The following is a 19289-nucleotide window of genomic DNA, read 5'->3' as shown; positions in this document are numbered from 1 at the left end:
CTTCCTTAAGATGCAGTTTTTTTGTGTTTATAAACTTTTAGGAGGAAGTAGAAATGAATGAACAGCTTTGCGGAACAAGCAGAATCTATGGATGTCGCTTCTCTCTTTATCCAATGTGCGATAACTTTATTGAAGTGATTAAAACGGCACTAAGAGAAGTTGATACATCAAAAGTATGGATTAAAACGGATAATGTGAGCACATGTGTACGCGGACGGAATGAACATGTTTTCGACGTTGTAAAAGCTATTTATCTTCACGCAGCTAAAACAGGTGTTCACGTTGTATTGAATGGTTCTTTCTCTGTTGGGTGCCCTGGAGACTCTGAAGGTGATGTTTACTTATCCGAAGATGATGTGCTCTTAAACGAGGAGAAAAGCAAGGATATTTCGATTGAAACAGCTATGCAGTTCGCTCTTTATCCGATGGGGATTTCCCACTATATGGACGTGATTATGGATGGCGTTAAAACAGCAAAAGACGAGGGAGTATTTGTTGCTGGCGTTCACTATGCAACACATCTTGATGGAGATACACACACTATTTTCCGGACAATTAAGGATGCTTTTCTTTCTTCCCAAAAAGAAGCAAGTCACGTTGTGATGACCGTCAACTTATCAGCGAACAGCCCTTCAACAAAAAGAAAGCCTGGTGATGGAAAATGACAAAGAGCTGGAAACTAAAAGAAATTGTCGTAATGTCTGCATTAGCTGTTGTGTTTGCTGTTGTGTACCTTCTTTTCACACAGCTTGGAAATGTGTTGTTCGGAATGTTCGGACTCTTAGGATATGAATTTATTTTCGGAATATGGTTTATTGTTTCAATTATTACAGCATATATCATTAGAAAACCAGGAGCAGCCCTCATTTCAGAAACAATTGCTGCCGCTGTTGAACTACTGATTGGAAATGCTTCAGGTCCTCGTCTTCTTTTAACAGGAGTTGTGCAAGGAATAGGTCCTGAGCTTGTATTCGCAGCTACTGGTTGGAAACGATACTCGCTACCAATTCTTATGCTTGCTGGTATGGGGGCCTCTGTAACAAGTTTTATCATGGGCTATTTCTTGTCAGGCTACAATGCTCTTGATCCTTCTTATGTTAGTACAATGCTTGCTGTCCGACTTGTCAGCGGAGCTCTTCTTGCTGGTTTACTTGGTAAATGGCTAAGTGATCAACTGGCAAACACAGGTGTTTTAAATGGTTTTGCGCTTGGAAAAGAACGTAAAAAACGGGTGGGAACAAAAAATGATCGAAAATCAACTGCCTCTTAATGTTAAAAATTTAAGTTTTTCATTTGAAGAAGATGAAGAAACAAAGCTGCAGAATGTTTCTTTTTCAGCGTCTAAAGGTGACAGTATTTTTGTATTAGGCCCAAGTGGTGCAGGCAAAAGTACTCTCACGCTTTGCCTTAATGGATTGTATCCAGAAGCCGTTGACGGTAGTTTGAATGGAGAAGTACAGATTTTTGGAAGAGATCTTTCTTCTTTTGAAGCCGGAGAAACCTGCCAACGCGTAGGAGTAGTATTTCAAAATCCAGATAATCAGTTTTGTATGTTAACGCTTGAAGATGAAGTTGCTTTTGGGCTTGAAAACATTAACTATCCAAAAGAAAACATGGAAGAGCGTATTGATGAAATACTCTCTCTTGTTGGACTTCTTCCTTATAAACAAAGCTCTATTTCAATTCTATCTGGAGGTCAAAAACAAAAGCTAGCACTTGCTTGTGTGCTCGCTCTTCAACCAGACATTCTTATTCTAGATGAACCAACTGCAAATCTTGATCCTGCTTCAACGAAAGAACTTGTTTCACTCGTCTCAACGCTACAGGAGGAATATAAATTTACGCTTTTAGTTATTGAACATAAATTAGATGACTGGGTTCATCTCATAAAGCGCTGTTTAGTTTTTAATAAAGATGGCGAAATGATTCTTGATACTTCGTTAGAAGACTGTTTTAAACATCACTATGAACTTTTAATTGAACATGGGACATGGATTCCACATATTAGTTCTCTTGCCTATACAGGAATTGAACAAGGCTGGTACAAAAAAGGCGCTTTGCCTCTTTCAATGGAAGAGTTTCTAAAAGGACTTCAGTCTTCTCCTCCCTTTTTCAATAGGAAGAAAAAGAAAATAGAAAAAGAAACGCTTATTGATGTTCAAGATGTTTCTTTTTCTTATCAAAAGAAAGGCCCTTCCCTTCTTAACAATCTTTCATTTAAAATTGGCCGAGGTGAAATTGTAGCTCTTATTGGAACAAATGGCGCTGGAAAGTCTACGCTCTCCACCTTGCTTTCTCGTTTAAAAAAACCTTCTTCAGGCCAAATCTTATTAGAAAATAAGAATTTAAAAGAATGGGACGAAAAAACACTTCGTCAAAAAACAGGCTATGTTTTTCAAAACCCTGAGCATCAGTTCGTAACAGATAGTGTTTTTGAAGAAGTAGCATTTGGCCTTCGTCTACAAGGTTTACTAGAAGAAGAGATAACAGAGAAAACGAAACATGTGCTAGAGGCGTTCCGGCTTCTGCATGTTAGAGATCAAAATCCCTTTTCACTAAGTCAAGGTCAAAAGCGACGCTTAAGTGTAGCAACAATGCTTGTCGATGAACAATCCTTTTTAATTTTAGATGAGCCAACATTTGGACAAGATGCACAAACAACAAAAGAGCTTCTAACCCTTTTGGATCAGCGTGTCAAGGACGGGACAACAGTGCTTTTAATTACTCATGATATGGAGCTTGTTCACGAAAAAGCTGATCGGGTTCTTGTTTTACATGAAGGAAAGTTGCTTTTTAATGGAAGAACAGAATCGCTTTGGAAAGAACAAGATTTGCTTCAAAAAGCCAATCTTGACCTCCCGCTTGAAATAAAAGTCCAATGTGCGCTAGAGAAAGAAGGTGAACTCCTTGCAACTTGAAGAGATTAATCCTGCTATAAAAGGACTTGTTGTCTTGCTTTCTGTTATTTTCTTATCACTCTTTTTGACAGTGTGGACACCTTTATTATTTTTTATCATCACCGTTTTAGCCACATTTGCATTTGGGAAGGTTTCTTTAAAAAAATGGCTCCTTGTTCTGCTTCCTTTTCTGCTTGTGGCTTTTGGCTACTTGTGGACTTCCATCGTTTTTGCAGACGAAGAATTTAAAACAGGAAGCAAAGTTATTGCTCATTTTTGGTTTATTACGGTTACAGAGACAACGCTTCAAAATGGACTTAGCCTTGCTTTAAGAGTGCTTGGTTTTGCCTCCCTCTCACTGTTATTTATTTTTACAACAGATAAAACAGAGTTGATGTTAAGTCTTATGCAGCAATGTAAGCTACCACCTAAGTTTGCTTACGGTATACTAGCAGGTTATCGCTTTCTACCTCAGATGAAAGATGAGTTTCAAACCATTCAAAATGCTCATCGTATTCGCGGAATTAAACGAGCAACAACACTTAACGACCGCATTCATCAGTTGAAGCGTTATATTATCCCTCTTTTAGCAAGCGCTATTCGTAAAGCAGAACGAACAGCACTGGCTATGGAGTCGAAAGGCTTTACAGGGGCGAAAGGACGCGTTTTTTATAAAACAACGTCTATAAAAAAGAAGGATGTCATTTTCCTTCTCTCTACTTTCCTCGTGATGGCCATTTGCTATTATGCTCCTAAGCTTTTTCACTTTACGTTTTAACACAAAAAGGAGCGATTTCTCATGTGAGAAATCGCTCCTTTTGTGTTACATCATCATTCGTTTTCCTTCTTTTAGCTCTACTTCTTGTTTAAACTCTTTTCCTTCTCGCTTGCCTTTTACCCGAATAAAGTAGTAAATATAACAAGCAATGAAAAAGCCGCCTCCCCAATAAAGAGCTAGTCGTTGTTCTCCATCAAACGCCATACTTGCCATAACGATAAGATTTGCAATTAAAGCAACTGCGGGTAAGAATGGATAAAGCGGAGTTTTGAACTTTAAATCTTCTACTTTTCCGCCTTGTTGCACATATTTCTTTCTAAACGCTAGATGTGACCAGGTAATAGCAATCCAACCAATTTGCGCTCCTAATCCTGCAAGTGACAGAAGCCAAACAAATACGGTTTCTGCTGCAAAAACGCTTGAAAGAAGCGATAAAAGTGCTACAGCAAGTGTAATCAGCAACGCATTCATTGGAATCCCTTTTTTATTTACTTTAGCAATCGAAGGGCTTGCCATTCCTTCTTTAGAAAGCGAATAAAGAATACGCGTTGCTGCATAAAGACCTGAGTTTGCAACAGACAAAAGCGCAATTAAAATTACAAAGTTCATAATATCTGCTGCATACGGTACTCCCACTTTATCTAATACAGCCACGAATGGACTTTCAACAACGCCAGCCTGTTCTCTTGGTAATACTCCTGCTACGATAACTACAGAAAGAACAAAGAAGAAAAGCGTTCTCCATACCGTTTGTCGAATGGATTTTGGAATTGTTTTTTCAGGATTTTCACTTTCTCCTGCCGCAATCCCGATAAGCTCTGTTCCTTGAAACGAAAAGTTTACGCTAATCATAGTAATAAGAAGAGCTGTTACGCCATTCGGGAAAAGACCGTCACTAACAAAGTGAGAGAAAAATGGCGCACTTTCTCCACCTTTCATGTCTACAAGCCCAAACATTGCAGCTCCTCCGACAATAATAAATAATAGAATGGCTAATATCTTAATACTCGAAAAGACAAATTCAGATTCCCCAAATGCTTTTGCTGACAAAGCATTTAGTAAAAAGACAACAACAGTAAAGATTAAACACCACATCCAAATTGGCGAATCTGGAAACCATCGTTGCATAAGCTGTCCTGATGATAAAAACTCTAGGGCAACCGTTACACCCCAACCTAGCCAGTATAGCCAGCCAATAGCGAATCCCGTTGCAGGACCAATAAATTTTGTAGCATATGTCTGAAATGATCCTGACTCAGGCATTGCAACAGACAACTCACCTAAACAAACAAGGGTTAAGTACATTACAAGCCCACCTACTAAGTATGATAAAACCGCACCTAGTGAACCTGCTTGGTTAATTGTATATCCTGATCCTAAAAAGAAGCCTGTTCCAATACAGCCTCCTAAGGAAATCATAAACAAGTGTCGGGCTTTCATTGTTCTTTGTAAGCCATTATTTTGTTGTCCATTATTACTCATGAAAACACTCCTTTAACCGTATTCAAAATAATGAATAGGTTATACATAAAATAAGCTCATTTCTCTATTCTACTGAACTTGAAAGAGAAGTTCTAGAGGTAAATAAATAGACTGAATATTAGTTTATTTGAATAATTTTACACTTAGTTTTTTTCTCATCACAAATAGCCGGTAAAAAGGCAGTACAGCACATTTTCTACCGGCACTCCACTTTTTCTTCTCTCACAACAATTACATCATTATACATAACAAGCGAATTTTTATTAAGGGGCTAACGAACTAGAAATTTAATCTATTCATTACTCTTCATTTATTTTTATGCTTCTTTTTTTGTAAAGAATCAGTATTCCCAATGATAAGAAGTAAAATAGCGAAAAATAGTTTACTATACGAAGATAGCGATATACTCTCCATCCAGTCATCTACAATGGAAAGAGATCCATAAAGAAAGAGCAGTTCTACTCCATACTTTAAAAGAACGGTTACTTTAGACTGTTCAGAGATCCCCGTTATTATAATCTTCAATAGATACTCAAAAAGCTCTAAAAATCCACTTACAAAAGAAAGAAGTAAAATAAATAAGCAAATAGACCAAATAGAGTCATAACTTGAGTTTGAAATATGAAAAAAACCAACTGTTCCAAATAAAACACTAAAGAAGAGGATACTAGCTGAAAATAAGACGAGAAGTACAATTAAAGTTATAGCAATAATATGGCTTCCTACGCTTTTTGAATTTCTCTCCATAGTTTCCCTCCTAACCATTATTTTAATCCTTATTCTTCTTTCTTCACAATAAAAATAGACACGGCTGTATGCCGTGTCTATTTTTCTCTTCTGGCGAAATCGACGAACTGGAATTTATCAAGGCGATGTCTTGATTCGGTGTATTGAAAAAGAGTCGCATCTTCAAGATAAACGTAGTTGCGCACAACAACAACGTGGTCATATCCTTTTAAATCTAAATATGCGTAGTCTTCTTCTGTGCATTTTTCCACAACAAACTCTTTTTTGGCAAAACTGATAATCAACCCTAAGTCTTTCTCTAAATACTCGTAAATAGAATTCTTACAAATCTCAACTGTCAATTGCTCAACAATACTTTGTTTGAAGTAATCTTTGTCTAAAATAACATTTTCTCCATCAAAATTTCGTGAGCGGACAACTTGCCACACCTTCTCTCCTGGTGAGAGTTCTAACACTTTCTCTAAAAATGCGTTCCCTTCCATTTCCGTAAGCTTGTTTACTTTTGTTTCAGGTGGATTACTCATCTCTTTAGAAAGCTCTTTAAAGCTAACAAGGCCTGAAATAGGGAGGTTAAATTGTGTCATATCCAGAACAATAGATCCCTTCCCACGAATCTTTTGGATATAGCCGTTTTGAGCTAACAAGTTTAGCGATTTACGAATGGTTTCTCTTGATGTTTCATAATGATCAGCAAGTTCGTGCTCTGACGGAAGTTTGTCACCTGGCTTGTACTCCCCTCTTTTCACGTCTTGGACAATATTTTGATATATACTCATATATTTATTTTCTTTCATTTTCATCACCATTATAAAGTGTAATTGTTATTTATTACGTATGGCAATAGCTATTATTATTTTTTAGAAAGATAAACAACTGATTCATAAGGTCGTAACGTTATTGTTCTTTGTAATGAAGGTGCATCATTGTAGTTTCCTAACAGAAGCTCACCATTTCCTATCACACTTTCAGGTAAAGAAAATGATTGTTCTTCACTATAAAAGTTATTGAGTACAACAAGCTGTTCTTCTTCTGTATTACGTGTATAAGCAAAAATCCGCTCATCATCTCGTAATAATAGCTTATAATCACCTTCTGTAATTATATTGTACGTTTTTCGAAGTACTATCAACTTTCGATAGTGATAAAAAATGGACTCTTCATCTTCTAATGCTTCTTTCACATTAATACGCTCATAGTTCGGAGCAAGTGAAATCCATGGTGTGCCTGTCGTAAAACCACCATGCTTATCATCATTCCACTGCATTGGTGTCCTCGAGTTATCCCGAGACTTTTGCTTTAAAATGGTCAGAATCTCTTCCTCTGACCATCCTTCTTCCTTTTTTTCTTTAAACATATTCAGTGATTCAACATCGCGATATTGTTCAATATCACTAAAATAGGAATTTGTCATTCCAATCTCTTCACCTTGATAAATGTATGGTGTTCCTTTCATCATATGAACAACAGTTGCAAGCATTTTTGCTGATTCTTTATGATATTCTTGATCATTTCCATAGCGGGAGACAACTCGCGGCTGGTCATGGTTGCACCAAAAAAGTGCATTCCAGCCGTCCCCTTTGTCCATATATTCTTGCCAGTGTGAGAGGATTTCTTTGAGCTGTAAGAAATCAAACGGTGCATTGCTCCATTTCTCACCGTCTTTATAATCAACTTTCAAATGATGAAAGTTGAAAGTCATATTTAGCTCCTGTCTTTCTGGATTCGTATACTTTACACATTCCTCTGGAGTTGTTGATGACATTTCTCCAACCGTCATTACGTTATATTTTGAAAATACCGTTCTATTCATTTCATTCATATATTCATGAACACGCGGGCCATCTGTATAATATTTACGGCCGTCTCCATTATCATCATCTAAAAAGCGCTGATCTTTTGAAATTACATTAATAACATCAAGACGGAAGCCATCCACACCTTTTTGAAACCAGAAGTTCATCATTTTATAAACTTCTTGTCGTACCTTTTCATTTTCCCAGTTTAAATCAGCTTGGGTAACATCATAAAGATGTAAATAATATTGGTTGCTATCTTCGTCATATTCCCATGCTGATCCACCAAACTTGGATTTCCAGTTCGTTGGTGGACCCCCTTCTTTGCCGTCTTTCCAAATATAGAAATCTCGATAAGGGTTAAAGGGACCTTTTTTTGCTTCCTTGAACCATTTATGGGCTGTTGATGTATGATTAACAACAATATCCATAACAATTTTTAATCCTTTTTCATGGGCTTGAAAAAGAAGGTATTCGAAATCTTCCATTGTTCCATAAGGTTCGTAAATCTTATAATAATCACTAATATCGTAACCGTTATCATTTTGAGGTGATTCATAAATTGGGGTTAGCCAAATAACATCAACGCCTAATGTTTTTAAGTAATCAAGCTTTTTTGTAACCCCTTTAAGATCGCCAACTCCTGTTCCTTCTGTATCATAAAAACTTTTAGGGTAGATTTGATAAACTACGGCTTTTCTCCACCATTCATGTTTCATAACCTTTTATCCTCTCCTCTTTTTATCTCTTTATTGGCTTATAGAACGTTTTACTTCCACTTCTTTTCGCTTTGCAAACTTCCCCATTACAAGGGTTAGTAAAAACGGAACAACAATGCTTATGCCCATTCCCATGAAAAAGACAGGCCAAAATGATGGCATAATAGAGAAAAAGGCAGGTAATCCTCCAACTCCAACAGATGAAGCTTTAACAAGGTTTGTTGCTAACACTACCCCTCCAATAGCAGAACCGATAATTGCCGCAATAAAAGGATAGCGGAAACGCAAATTAACTCCAAACATAGCTGGTTCTGTAACACCTAAGTAAGCAGAAAGAGATGAAGCACCTGCAAGACCTTTAACTTTTTCATTTTTCACAACAAACATCATTGCAAGAGCCGCTGATCCTTGAGCAATATTAGAAAGAGCAAGCATAGGCCACAAGAAAGTTCCGCCAATTGTACCAATAAGCTGAAGATCAACTGCTAAAAACGTATGATGCATTCCTGTAATAACAAGCGGTGCATAAAGCCCCCCGTATACAAGGCCTCCAACAATCGGAGCTTTATCAAATAAATAAACAACTCCGTCTGTAATAAGGCCACCAAGACTCATTGTGATTGGACCAATAATAATAAAAGATAAGAACCCCGTTACTAAAAGGGCTACTGGAGCTACCACTAACAGTTGAATTGCATCTGGTATTCTTTTTCTTAAGAAACTTTCAATTTTAGCAAGAACGTACGAAGCTACTAACACAGGCAGAACTTGCCCTTGGTAGCCAACTTTCTCAATTTCAAGACCGAATAAGTTCCATGTTGCAATATCACCTTTATTTTGTGCTTCTCCATATCCCCACGCGTTTAAAAGATCTGGGTGAACAAGCATCAAGCCGAGAACAATTCCTAATATCGGACTCCCCCCAAATTTTGTCACCGCTGACCAACCGATTAATCCAGGCAAGAAGGTAAAGGCTGTATTAGCAATTAAATTAATAATATTTGCAAAATCCCCCCATTGTGGGTATACATCAACAACAGATTTGCTATCAAAAAAGATATTTGGGTTTGTTAATATATTATTAATCCCCATCAAAAGACCTGCGGTTACAATAGCTGGAAGAATCGGAATAAAGATGTCAGCAAGAGCTTTGACAGCACGTTGAAGCGGATTCATTTTTTTAGATGCTTCATCTTTCACTTCTTCTTTTGAAGCTTCTCCAACCCCTGTAATGTTCACAAATTCCTTATACACTTTATCAACTGTTCCCTGTCCAATAACAACTTGAAATTGTCCATTTGTTGAGAAAGATCCTCTAACAAGATCTATATTATTTAGATCTTCATGATTTACTTTACTTTCATCTTTTAACACAAGTCGTAAACGTGTTACACAATGTGTTGCTGTTGAGATATTTTCTTTTCCTCCTAAAGCATGGACAATCTGTTCTACAGATGCTCTGTTCATTATGGAAACGCCCCCTTTTTTGTTAACGCTTACAAATTTCTCATTTAATTCCTTTTTTGATAAGATTCAATAAAAATAAAATAAAAACATGTATATACAAGTTACAATATGATTTTACCTTGTATATACATGTCTCGTCAACTATAAATAAATAGCTTTCATTTTCTTCCTCTTCTTTCTTCATGTATAATAAAATGGGAATAGTAGATTATGAATTTTAATCTATTCATCATATGTTTTTAGATTAGGCTGGTGATTATTTTGGTAGAATTGAAAAACGCAGAAAATATGCTATTAAAACACTTTGGATATGAAACATTTCGTCCTGGACAAGAAGGAGTGATTACGAGCATCCTCGAAAAACGAAATACGCTCGGTATTATGCCAACTGGTGGTGGGAAATCAATTTGTTATCAAATTCCGGCTCTCCTTTTTGAAGGAATTACCCTCGTTATTTCTCCATTAATTTCCCTCATGAAAGACCAGGTAGACTCTTTAAACTCTATTCATATCCCTGCTACATTTTTAAATAGTTCTCTTTCATATGAAGAAATCTCAGATATAATGTGGGAAATTGAAAACGGCATTTATAAAATTGTATATGTGGCACCAGAACGCTTTGAGTCTTTAGAGTTTGTTACATGGCTTGAGAAGCTCCCTTTAACATTTATTGCTTTTGATGAAGCTCACTGTATTTCAAAATGGGGACATGATTTCCGTCCAAGCTATCGGTCTATTGTAAACCGTATTTTTTCTCTTCCTCAAAATGTTGTTGTAGCAGCTTTAACAGCAACTGCTACAGAAGAAGTAATGAACGATATATGTACTCTTCTTTCTATTGAAAAAGAAGATACCTATGTAACAGGCTTTGCACGCGAAAATTTATCGTTTCAAGTTCTTCGTGGAGTTGATAAGCAAAAATACCTTCTACAGTACATTGAAAATCATCAAAAAGAAGTAGGGATTATTTATGTTGCTTCTCGCAAGCTCTGTGACCAACTCTCAACATTATTAACTAAAAAAGGAATCAAAGCTCGGGCTTATCATGCTGGTCTTTCAGACGTTGAGCGACAAGAGGCTCAAAATGATTTTATTTATGACAACTGTCAAGTAATTGTTGCGACAAATGCATTTGGAATGGGAATCGACAAATCTAATGTCCGATATGTCATTCACTACAACATGCCTAAAAATATTGAAAATTACTATCAGGAAGCAGGGCGCGCTGGTCGTGATGGGGAAGAAAGCGAATGTATTCTTCTTTTTCATTCTCAAGATGTGAGTGTCCAGAAATTTCTTATTGAACAATCTACATCAGCAGAACGACAGCAACAAGAATATGAGAACTTACAAACAATTGTTCAATATTGTCATACAGAGCAATGCTTGCAGAGCTATATTCTTTCTTATTTTCAAGGAAAAGAAGATCAGAGCACATGTGGCAAATGTTCAAATTGCCTTGATACGGGAGAAAAAATTGATATTACAAAAGAAGCGCTCATGATTCTTTCTTGTGTGAAACGAATGAAAGAACGCTTCGGTGTTACATTGGTTGCTCAAGTGTTGAAAGGCTCCAAAAACAAGAAAATTCTCCAGTTTAACTTTCAAACTTTGTCAACCTACGGACTGATGAAAGAGAAAACCGAAAAACAAATTTCTTCCCTTATTCATTATTTGTTAGCTGAAAAGTACCTTCTACTTACAAACCATCAATATCCGACCGTTTATATCGGTGAGAAAGGCTACTCCCTTTTACAAGGAAAAGAAACGGTATGGAAACGTGAGATTGAAACGAAAACAGCTCCGGAGCAAATAATAGATGAACAATTATTTGAGCGTTTGCGAACATTGCGAAAAGAAATAGCTGATGAAAAAGGCTATCCACCATATTTAATTTTTGCAGATGGAACTCTTAAAGATTTTAGTCGCTACTATCCAACAACAAAAGAAGCTTTTTTGAATATGAATGGAGTTGGCGAAGTCAAGTTTGAACGTTACGGCCAGCCGTTTTTAGAAGCTATTTCAGCTTTTGTATTAGAAAATAATATTACGCCAATTCAAAAGCTATCAGATACTCCATCTTCTAAACAAGAAACAGGAGATCAAAAAAGTTATGTTGTTTCATATGATCTTTTTCAACAAGGTCATGATACTAAAACAATTGCAAAAGAGCGTTCTATGACCCAACAAACGGTTGAAAAACACATTTTGCGAGCTGTAGAAGAAGGCTATCCAATGGAATGGGATAAAATTTTCACGCGAGAGCAAGAAGAAGCCATTTTAACGGCTATTGAAAAAGTGGGAACAGAGCGATTAAAACCAATAAAAGAAGAACTTCCAGCATCAATTGAATATTTTATGATCCAATCTGTACTATGCAAACATAAATTATAAAAAAGCAGCCCCTATGCGAGCTGCTTTTTTTACATGACCATCTTTTTTCCTTCGTTAAGCTGAAGTTCTTGTTCGTATGTTTTAATGCGGTGTTTTTTCTTCACTCTAAGATGATAAACAAGGTAACAACAAATATAAAATCCTCCTCCCCAATACAGGGCCATACGCTGTTCAGCATCAAAGGCTAAACTTGCCATAACAATACAGTTTGCAATTAGAGCCACAGCAGGCAAAATGGGATAAAGTGGTGCTTTAAACTTTAAATCTTCTATCTTCCCACCTTGACTAATGTATTTTTTTCTAAAGCCAAGCAAAGAAGCCGTAATGGCAATCCATCCAATCTGTGCACCAAGTCCTGCTAATGAAAGCAACCAAACAAAGACCGTCTCAGCAGCAAATACTCCTGATAATAATGAAAGACCTGATATAGCGAGTGTAATAAGTAAAGCGTTAATGGGAACGCCGCGCTTGTTTACTTTTCCTAGACGAGGGCTTGCCATTCCTTCTCGTGACAAAGAATACAACATACGTGTTGCAGCATACATCCCTGAATTGGCTACTGATAAAAGAGCAATTAAAATAACAAAATTCATAATATCAGCTGAATACGGGACACCAATGCGGTCTAACACAACAACGAAAGGGCTCTCAGAAACTCCTGCTTCCGTTCTTGGGATAACGCCTGCGAGAACAAATACAGAAAGTACAAAGAAAAAAAGTGTTCTCCAAACCGTTTGACGAATGGAACGAGGAATTGTCTTTTCAGGATTTTTACTTTCTCCTGCTGCAATTCCAATTAGTTCTGTTCCTTGAAATGAGAAATTAACACTAATCATTGTAATAAGAAGAGCTGTTACCCCGTTCGGGAGAAGACCATCAGTTGTAAAATGAGAGAAAAATGGAGCAGCTTGACCGTCATTCATTTCAATCAAACCAAACATAGCAGCTCCGCCAACTCCAATAAATAAAATAATGGCAAGGATCTTGATACTTGAAAAGATAAACTCTGTTTCACCAAAAGCTTTTGCAGAAAGAGCATTTAAGAAAAACATAAGAGCAGCAAAAATGATACACCACATCCAAACAGGTGAACCCGGAAGCCACCTTTGCATAAGCTGTCCAGCTGACAAAAACTCTAAAGCAATCGTTACAGCCCATCCTAACCAATAGAGCCACCCGATAGCAAATCCTGTTCCGGATCCGATAAATTTTGTTGCATATGTTTGGAATGATCCTGATACAGGCATTGCAACGGAAAGTTCACCTAGACAAAGCAGGGTTAAGTACATAATAAATCCACCAACTAAGTATGCAAAAATGGCTCCTGTTGAACCAGCTTCATAAATCGTATACCCTGACCCAATAAAGAAGCCTGTTCCAATACACCCACCTAAAGAAATCATAAACAAGTGCCTAGAATTCATTGTCCTCTTTAATTCATATTGTTGCTCTTTTTCTCTTCCCATAGAAACACCCCTTCGTTTTCTATCCCTGATCAAGTGAGTAAGCTATCTTTTACTTGTTAAATATATAGTGCAAGTTTTATGCCATATAAATATCCCTAGTTAAACGAGGTTTCAGATTAATATAAACGCCAAATTTTTAATTATCCCGCCAAAAAACTTGGCATTCCTTAGTAAAAAAGAGACCAATCATCACTGCAATTAAAAATTTACAGGAGATTGGTTATCTTGTTTTCTCTTCACTTAATCTTTTAGTCTTTATTAAGAAGAAGTTAATGTAAGCAAGTTTTTTTGTTCAAAGAGTAGATTTTCTCCTAAAAGAGACCCAACTAATGCAACAGCAACTTCAGCTGTTCGATTAAGGTCATCTAAAATAGGGTTAATTTCGACAAATTCAGCAGATGTAATAAAATTAGCTTCTGCTAACATTTCCATAGCAAGATGACTTTCTCTATAGCTAATTCCACCAACAACAGGTGTTCCAACACCAGGAGCTTCTTTTGGATCTAGCCCATCCAAATCAAGTGAAAGGTGAACATGATCTGTTCTTTCTTTCAAGTATGAAACCGCTTCCTCCATTACTTTTGTCATTCCCAAACGATCAATCTCATGCATTGTATATACGCGAATTCCTTTTTCTCTTATTAATTCTTTTTCTCCTACATCAAGAGAACGAGCTCCAATGATAACGATGTTTTCTGGCTTTACTTTTGGAAGGTATCCACCGATGTTTGTTAGAAGCGGATGACCCATTCCTAAACTTACAGCAAGCGGCATACCATGGATATTTCCTGATGGCGATGTTTCAGCTGTATTTAAATCACCATGTGCGTCATACCAAATCACGCCCAAATTTTCAGCACGTTTTGATACACCTGCAAGCGTTCCAATCGCAATGCTATGATCTCCGCCAACAACAAGTGGAAAACGTCCTAAACTAATGACTTCTTGAACTTTTGTACACAGCCGTTGATTTCCTTCTGCAACAGCCTCTAAGTTTTTTAAGTGAGTAGACGACGTTGATTTTGCTCTTTCTCTAATTTCGATTTCAATGTCTCCCTCATCATAAACTTCGTATCCTAAACGTTGTAGTCTTTCACTTAAGCCTGCACATCTAATTGCGCTTGGCCCCATATCTACCCCTCTTCTTGCTTGACCTAAATCCATTGGTGCTCCAATAATCGAAATTTCCCTTTTCATGTTTCTCCCCCTCTCGTTTCTTATCTTTTAGTGTAAGTGATAAAGGGTAAATGACTCAACTCGACATTTTTTTGATTATTTATACATATTTAAATTATCTTACATTTTTTCTTTTTAGCCTGTTATTCTGCTTTTCAGGAGAGCTTTTTAGTTATAGATCACAAGAAAAACAACTGCATACTCACATTTTCCCTTTCATTCTTTCTCAATATTTAACCTCTTCATCCGATATTGTAAACTTTGACGACTTAATCCTAGCATATGAGCTGTTTTTGAGATTTTAAAATTGTTTTCTCTTAAAGCATGGACAATACAATATCTCTCAAATGATTTCATTTGATCTTTCAGAGAAAGAGTTTGAAAAGCCTTCATTTTAAACAAAGGATCTTTCTCTTCTACTTCTTTACGCGCTTCCCATTTTGTTCTATATTGCATAGGTAGATGATAACGTTCAATCCTCTCCTCTTCATCCCCCATAATATTCATGGCAGCCTCAATAACATGCTCTAGCTCCCTTACATTACCGGGCCATTCATAAGATAAAAATAGTTGTAAAACATCTTCACTTATGTTTTGAACATCCATCTGAAAAAGTTTATTATATTTTAGGATAAAATGCTGAGCAAGAAGCGAAATATCTTCTTTTCTTTCTCGTAAAGGTGGAATAAAAAGGGTCACAACTCCTAAACGATAATATAAATCTTTTCGTAAATGCTTGTTTGCAATAGCATCAATTGGATCTTCGTTAATATGCGCAATAATTCTTACATCAACAGACGTTTCCTTCGTATCTCCTATTCTCTTCACCTTCTTTTCTTGCAAAACACGCAACAACTTAGCTTGAAGATGAATATTTAAAGAATTAATCTCATCGAGAAGCAATGTCCCCCCTTCTGCTTGTTGAAATAATCCCGCATGATCAGCAGCTCCTGTAAAAGCACCTCGTTTTGTACCAAAAAGCAAGCTTTCAATCAAATTATCTGGAAGAGCAGCACAGTTTTGAGAAATAAAAGGACGTGAGGCACGATTGCTCTCGTAATGGATTCCTTGAGCAAAAAGTTCTTTGCCTGTTCCTGTTTCTCCTACAATCAGTACGTAAGACGAGGTACGCGTTGCTCGTTTAGCACTTTCAATTACTTCTTGAATAGCTGGGCTTTTCCCAATAATGTTCTCAAAAGTAAACTTACTTTCTTTCTTTCTCTTTATATTCTCTCTTACTAATCTCTCAATTTTGGTAATATCCCGGGCAATTTCCACCGCTCCTTGAATCTCCATTTTTTCCACGATAGGAAATGTATTATTGACCGTTGTTACTTCTTTCCCTTTATTGTTAAAGTACGTTTGCTTCTCATTTTTTGTTTCTACCCCTGCCTCTAATGCTCTAAGCAGTGTACTTTGTTGACCTTTTTTAAACATAAACACTTCAAGTAAATCTTTATCTAACACATCTTCACTTTTCATATATTCCATTTCCATCATCTTTTTGTTATATAAAATGGTTTTACCATCTTTATTTACAACATGTAATCCCACATCTAGTTCATCCATAATTCGCTCATAAGTTCGCTTTAAATATTCTAAATATTCTACATTTTTTTCATACATTTAAGTTCGCTCCTTTTTACACTGCTTTTTTTTATTTAATCAGAAACAATTTCAATACGCAAAATTTTTTATGATATTTCTGTCGATATAAAAGAAAATGCCAAATTTTAATGCTTATTTTTCTACATAAACGCTTAATTTTTTTGCTTTTTATCTCCATATATTTAGAGCAACCCTATCCTTACTGCACAAAAATAGTTGGCACAGTTCTTGCATTATAAAGTAGACAGAAGTACAAAAGTTCTTATGGCTCAAATAAACAGGATCTACTACATGATTAAGAATAAATTAGGAGGTTTTACAATGAACTTAAAATACAATCATTCTGAAGAAATTATTAATCAAACAGAAGCATATGGAGCAAACAATTATCATCCTCTTCCAATTGTTATCTCAGAAGCTGAAGGAGTATGGGTAAAAGACCCTGAAGGAAATCGTTATATGGATATGCTTAGCGCTTATTCAGCTGTTAACCAAGGACATCGTCATCCAAAAATTATTGATGCGTTAAAAAAACAAGCAGATCGTGTAACGCTCACATCTCGTGCTTTTCATAGCGATCAACTTGGTCCTTGGTACGAAACAATTTGTAAACTGACGAAAAAAGAGATGGCTCTCCCAATGAACACAGGTGCAGAAGCTGTTGAAACAGCTATTAAAGCTGCAAGACGATGGGGATATACAAACAAACAGATTGAAGAAAATAAAGCAGAAATTATCGCATGTGATGGAAATTTCCACGGAAGAACAATGTCAGCTGTTTCTCTTTCATCTGAGGAAGAATATAAGCGAGGCTTTGGTCCACTACTTCCTGGGATAAAGCGAATTCCTTACGGTGACCTGGAAGCTTTACAAAAAGCTATTACACCAAACACAGTTGCTTTTCTCATTGAACCGATTCAAGGTGAAGCTGGCATTGTTTTACCCCCAGAAGGGTTTTTAAAAGCAGCAGCAAACATATGTAAAAAAGAAGATGTTTTATTTATTGCAGACGAAATTCAAGTTGGTTTAGCTCGTACTGGTAAAATGTTTGCATGCGATTGGGAAGATGTAGAACCTGATATGCTTATCCTAGGTAAAGCATTGGGAGGTGGGGTTTTTCCTATATCTTGCGTTGTGGCAAACAAAGATATTCTAGGTGTTTTTAATCCTGGTTCACACGGTTCGACATTTGGCGGAAACCCTCTAGCTTGTGCCGTGTCATTAGCTTCTCTCCAAGTGTTAGAAGAGGAATATTTAGCAGAACGCTCTTTTAGATTAGGTGAATATTTTAAAGAACAACTCAAGAAAATTAACAGCTCTGTTATTAAGGAAATTCGAGGACGCGGTCTTTTTATTGGCGTAGAGTTAACAACACCTGCTCGTCCTTATTGTGAACGTTTGAAAGAAGAAGGACTTCTTTGTAAAGAAACACATAATACTGTCATTCGCTTTGCACCACCACTTATTATTTCCGAAGAAGATTTGGATTGGGCTATTCGTAAAATTTACTCTGTGCTTTCTAATTAGTAAAATAACGATCTTTCTTTAACAAGAAAGAACTCTCTAAACTTAGAGAGTTCTTTCTTGTTAAAGAAGCTTTTCTCCCAGTAAAGAACCGATTAAAGCAACCGCAACTTCGGCAGTTTTGTTGGAGTCATCAAGTATTGGATTTATCTCTACAAATTCAGCTGAGGTAATAAATTCTGCTTCTGCAAGCATTTCCATTGCCAAATGACTTTCTCTATAACTAATCCCTCCAACAACAGGAGTACCAACTCCAGGGGCTTCCCTTGGATCTAAACCATCCAAATCAAGAGAAAGATGAACTTGATCTGTACGTTTCTTTAAATAAGAGATGGTCTCCTCCATTACTTTGGTCATTCCTAATCGATCAATCTCATGCATTGTATAAACTTTAATTCCTTTATTACGGATTAATTCTTTCTCTCCATCATCTAGAGAGCGAGCCCCTATTATTACTACATTTTCCGGTTTTATTTTTGGCATATATCCGCCTATATTCGTTAGTTTTTCATGTCCTATTCCTAAACTAACTGCAAGTGGCATGCCATGAATATTCCCTGATGGAGAGGTTTCAAGTGTATTTAAGTCTCCATGGGCATCATACCAAATCACCCCTAGATTGTTAGCCCGTTTTCCTAGTCCTGCAAGCGTACCAATTGCTATACTATGATCTCCCCCAATCACAAGAGGAAAGTTTCCTTTTTCCACTACTTCCCTTACTTTTGTACTTAGTCGCTCATTTCCCTTTACTACAGCTTCTAGATTTTTTAAAGATGTATGAGCATGAAGGTCTGCCCTTTCTTTAATTTCAGTTTCGATATCTCCTTCATCAGTAACATCATAATTTAAATTTTTTAGTCTTTCATTTAAGTCAGCATATCTGACTGCGCTAGGTCCCATATCAACTCCTCGCCTCATTTGACCAAGGTCCATCGGCACACCAATAATGGAAATTTTCTGTTTCATTATTCTATCCCCCTTCTGTAATTCATCTATATTGCAATTGTTTACAAAAAGTGAATCTACACCTCTTTTTTAACGTTTTATACACGGTTATCTTTCTTGTTTTCCTTTGCTTCTAAACGTCTCATCTATCAACGCTAATCTTCTATAGTGTATATTTTCAAGACATTAAAAAACCCCACATTACGATGACTGGAAGATCGTAATGTGAGGTTGGGATCACAGAATAAATAAAGACTAAAAAAGAGAATAATAAAACGCCAAATGTAAAATTT

At 36.6% G+C, this 19289-nt stretch carries 15 protein-coding genes; 6 read left to right on the top strand and 9 right to left on the bottom strand.

The window, feature by feature from the left end; translation table 11 throughout:
- The first annotated feature begins 53 nt into the window (after positions 1–53).
- From MOC86_RS01370 to MOC86_RS01355, 4 genes are read left to right on the top strand one after another with little or no spacing between them, the layout of a single operon-like run.
- Positions 54–665: a YkoF family thiamine/hydroxymethylpyrimidine-binding protein gene (locus MOC86_RS01370; protein ID WP_268582415.1), complete on the top strand. Its 612-nt coding sequence runs from the start codon at positions 54–56 to the stop codon at positions 663–665.
- Entirely contained in the window at positions 662–1270 is a 609-nt protein-coding gene (locus MOC86_RS01365) for an ECF transporter S component (RefSeq protein WP_268582414.1), read from the top strand. Before MOC86_RS01370 ends, MOC86_RS01365 begins: the two co-directional genes overlap by 4 nt.
- Entirely contained in the window at positions 1245–2918 is a 1674-nt protein-coding gene (locus MOC86_RS01360) for an ABC transporter ATP-binding protein (protein WP_268582413.1), read from the top strand. The genes MOC86_RS01365 and MOC86_RS01360 overlap by 26 nt, the downstream gene beginning before the upstream one ends.
- The gene (locus MOC86_RS01355; RefSeq protein WP_268582412.1) at positions 2908–3675 is read left to right on the top strand and encodes an energy-coupling factor transporter transmembrane component T family protein; all 768 of its coding nucleotides are present in this window, start codon (positions 2908–2910) and stop codon (positions 3673–3675) included. The genes MOC86_RS01360 and MOC86_RS01355 overlap by 11 nt, the downstream gene beginning before the upstream one ends.
- Positions 3676–3720: 45 nt before the next feature.
- On the opposite strand, the gene MOC86_RS01350 is transcribed toward MOC86_RS01355, so the two are convergent.
- The 5 genes from MOC86_RS01350 to treP form a co-directional block, all read right to left on the bottom strand.
- Positions 3721–5157 (bottom strand): amino acid permease, encoded by a 1437-nt coding sequence (locus tag MOC86_RS01350; RefSeq protein WP_268582411.1) that lies wholly within the window; start codon positions 5155–5157, stop codon positions 3721–3723.
- A 306-nt stretch (positions 5158–5463) separates the two neighbouring features.
- Positions 5464–5904, bottom strand: a complete 441-nt coding sequence (locus MOC86_RS01345; protein ID WP_268582410.1) for a YrvL family regulatory protein — start codon at positions 5902–5904, stop codon at positions 5464–5466.
- A 77-nt stretch (positions 5905–5981) separates the two neighbouring features.
- Entirely contained in the window at positions 5982–6698 is a 717-nt protein-coding gene (gene treR / locus MOC86_RS01340; protein WP_268582409.1) for a trehalose operon repressor, read from the bottom strand.
- A gap of 56 nt (positions 6699–6754) precedes the next feature.
- The gene (gene treC, locus MOC86_RS01335; RefSeq protein WP_268582408.1) at positions 6755–8416 is read right to left on the bottom strand and encodes an alpha,alpha-phosphotrehalase; all 1662 of its coding nucleotides are present in this window, start codon (positions 8414–8416) and stop codon (positions 6755–6757) included.
- 30 nt (positions 8417–8446) lie between these two features.
- The gene (treP, locus tag MOC86_RS01330) at positions 8447–9883 is read right to left on the bottom strand and encodes a PTS system trehalose-specific EIIBC component (protein ID WP_268582407.1); all 1437 of its coding nucleotides are present in this window, start codon (positions 9881–9883) and stop codon (positions 8447–8449) included.
- Positions 9884–10144: 261 nt separating this feature from the next.
- On the opposite strand from treP, the gene recQ reads away from it, so the two are divergent.
- Positions 10145–12277 carry a DNA helicase RecQ gene (recQ, locus tag MOC86_RS01325; protein ID WP_268582406.1) on the top strand — a complete coding sequence of 711 codons (2133 nt, stop codon included), beginning with the start codon at positions 10145–10147 and terminating at the stop codon, positions 12275–12277.
- A gap of 29 nt (positions 12278–12306) precedes the next feature.
- Here the strand turns inward: recQ and MOC86_RS01320 are convergent, their stop codons facing one another.
- The 3 genes from MOC86_RS01320 to MOC86_RS01310 all read right to left on the bottom strand — a co-directional run bounded on the left by MOC86_RS01320 (position 12307) and on the right by MOC86_RS01310 (position 16545).
- On the bottom strand, positions 12307–13743 hold the full coding sequence (locus MOC86_RS01320; protein WP_243514253.1) for an amino acid permease: 1437 nt from the start codon (positions 13741–13743) through the stop codon (positions 12307–12309).
- A gap of 258 nt (positions 13744–14001) precedes the next feature.
- Complete coding sequence (rocF, locus tag MOC86_RS01315; RefSeq protein WP_113713758.1) at positions 14002–14940, bottom strand: arginase; 939 nt, start codon at positions 14938–14940, stop codon at positions 14002–14004.
- Between the two features lie 195 nt (positions 14941–15135).
- The gene (locus MOC86_RS01310; RefSeq protein ID WP_268582405.1) at positions 15136–16545 is read right to left on the bottom strand and encodes a sigma-54 interaction domain-containing protein; all 1410 of its coding nucleotides are present in this window, start codon (positions 16543–16545) and stop codon (positions 15136–15138) included.
- A gap of 303 nt (positions 16546–16848) precedes the next feature.
- Between MOC86_RS01310 and MOC86_RS01305 the strand changes: the two genes are divergently transcribed.
- Positions 16849–18054 carry an ornithine--oxo-acid transaminase gene (locus MOC86_RS01305; RefSeq protein WP_268582404.1) on the top strand — a complete coding sequence of 402 codons (1206 nt, stop codon included), beginning with the start codon at positions 16849–16851 and terminating at the stop codon, positions 18052–18054.
- Between the two features lie 60 nt (positions 18055–18114).
- On the opposite strand, the gene rocF (MOC86_RS01300) is transcribed toward MOC86_RS01305, so the two are convergent.
- A complete protein-coding gene (gene rocF, locus MOC86_RS01300) occupies positions 18115–19017 on the bottom strand; it encodes an arginase (protein WP_243514261.1) in 903 nt (300 codons plus the stop codon).
- Positions 19018–19289: the final 272 nt, after the last annotated feature.

The sequence above is a fragment of the Priestia endophytica genome (assembly GCF_026790145.1).
In the GTDB taxonomy this organism is placed as follows: Bacteria; Bacillota; Bacilli; order Bacillales; family Bacillaceae_H; genus Bacillus_I; species Bacillus_I endophytica_A.
Note: the sequence above shows the minus strand (reverse complement) of the source record. Positions and strands in the feature narration are given on the sequence as shown.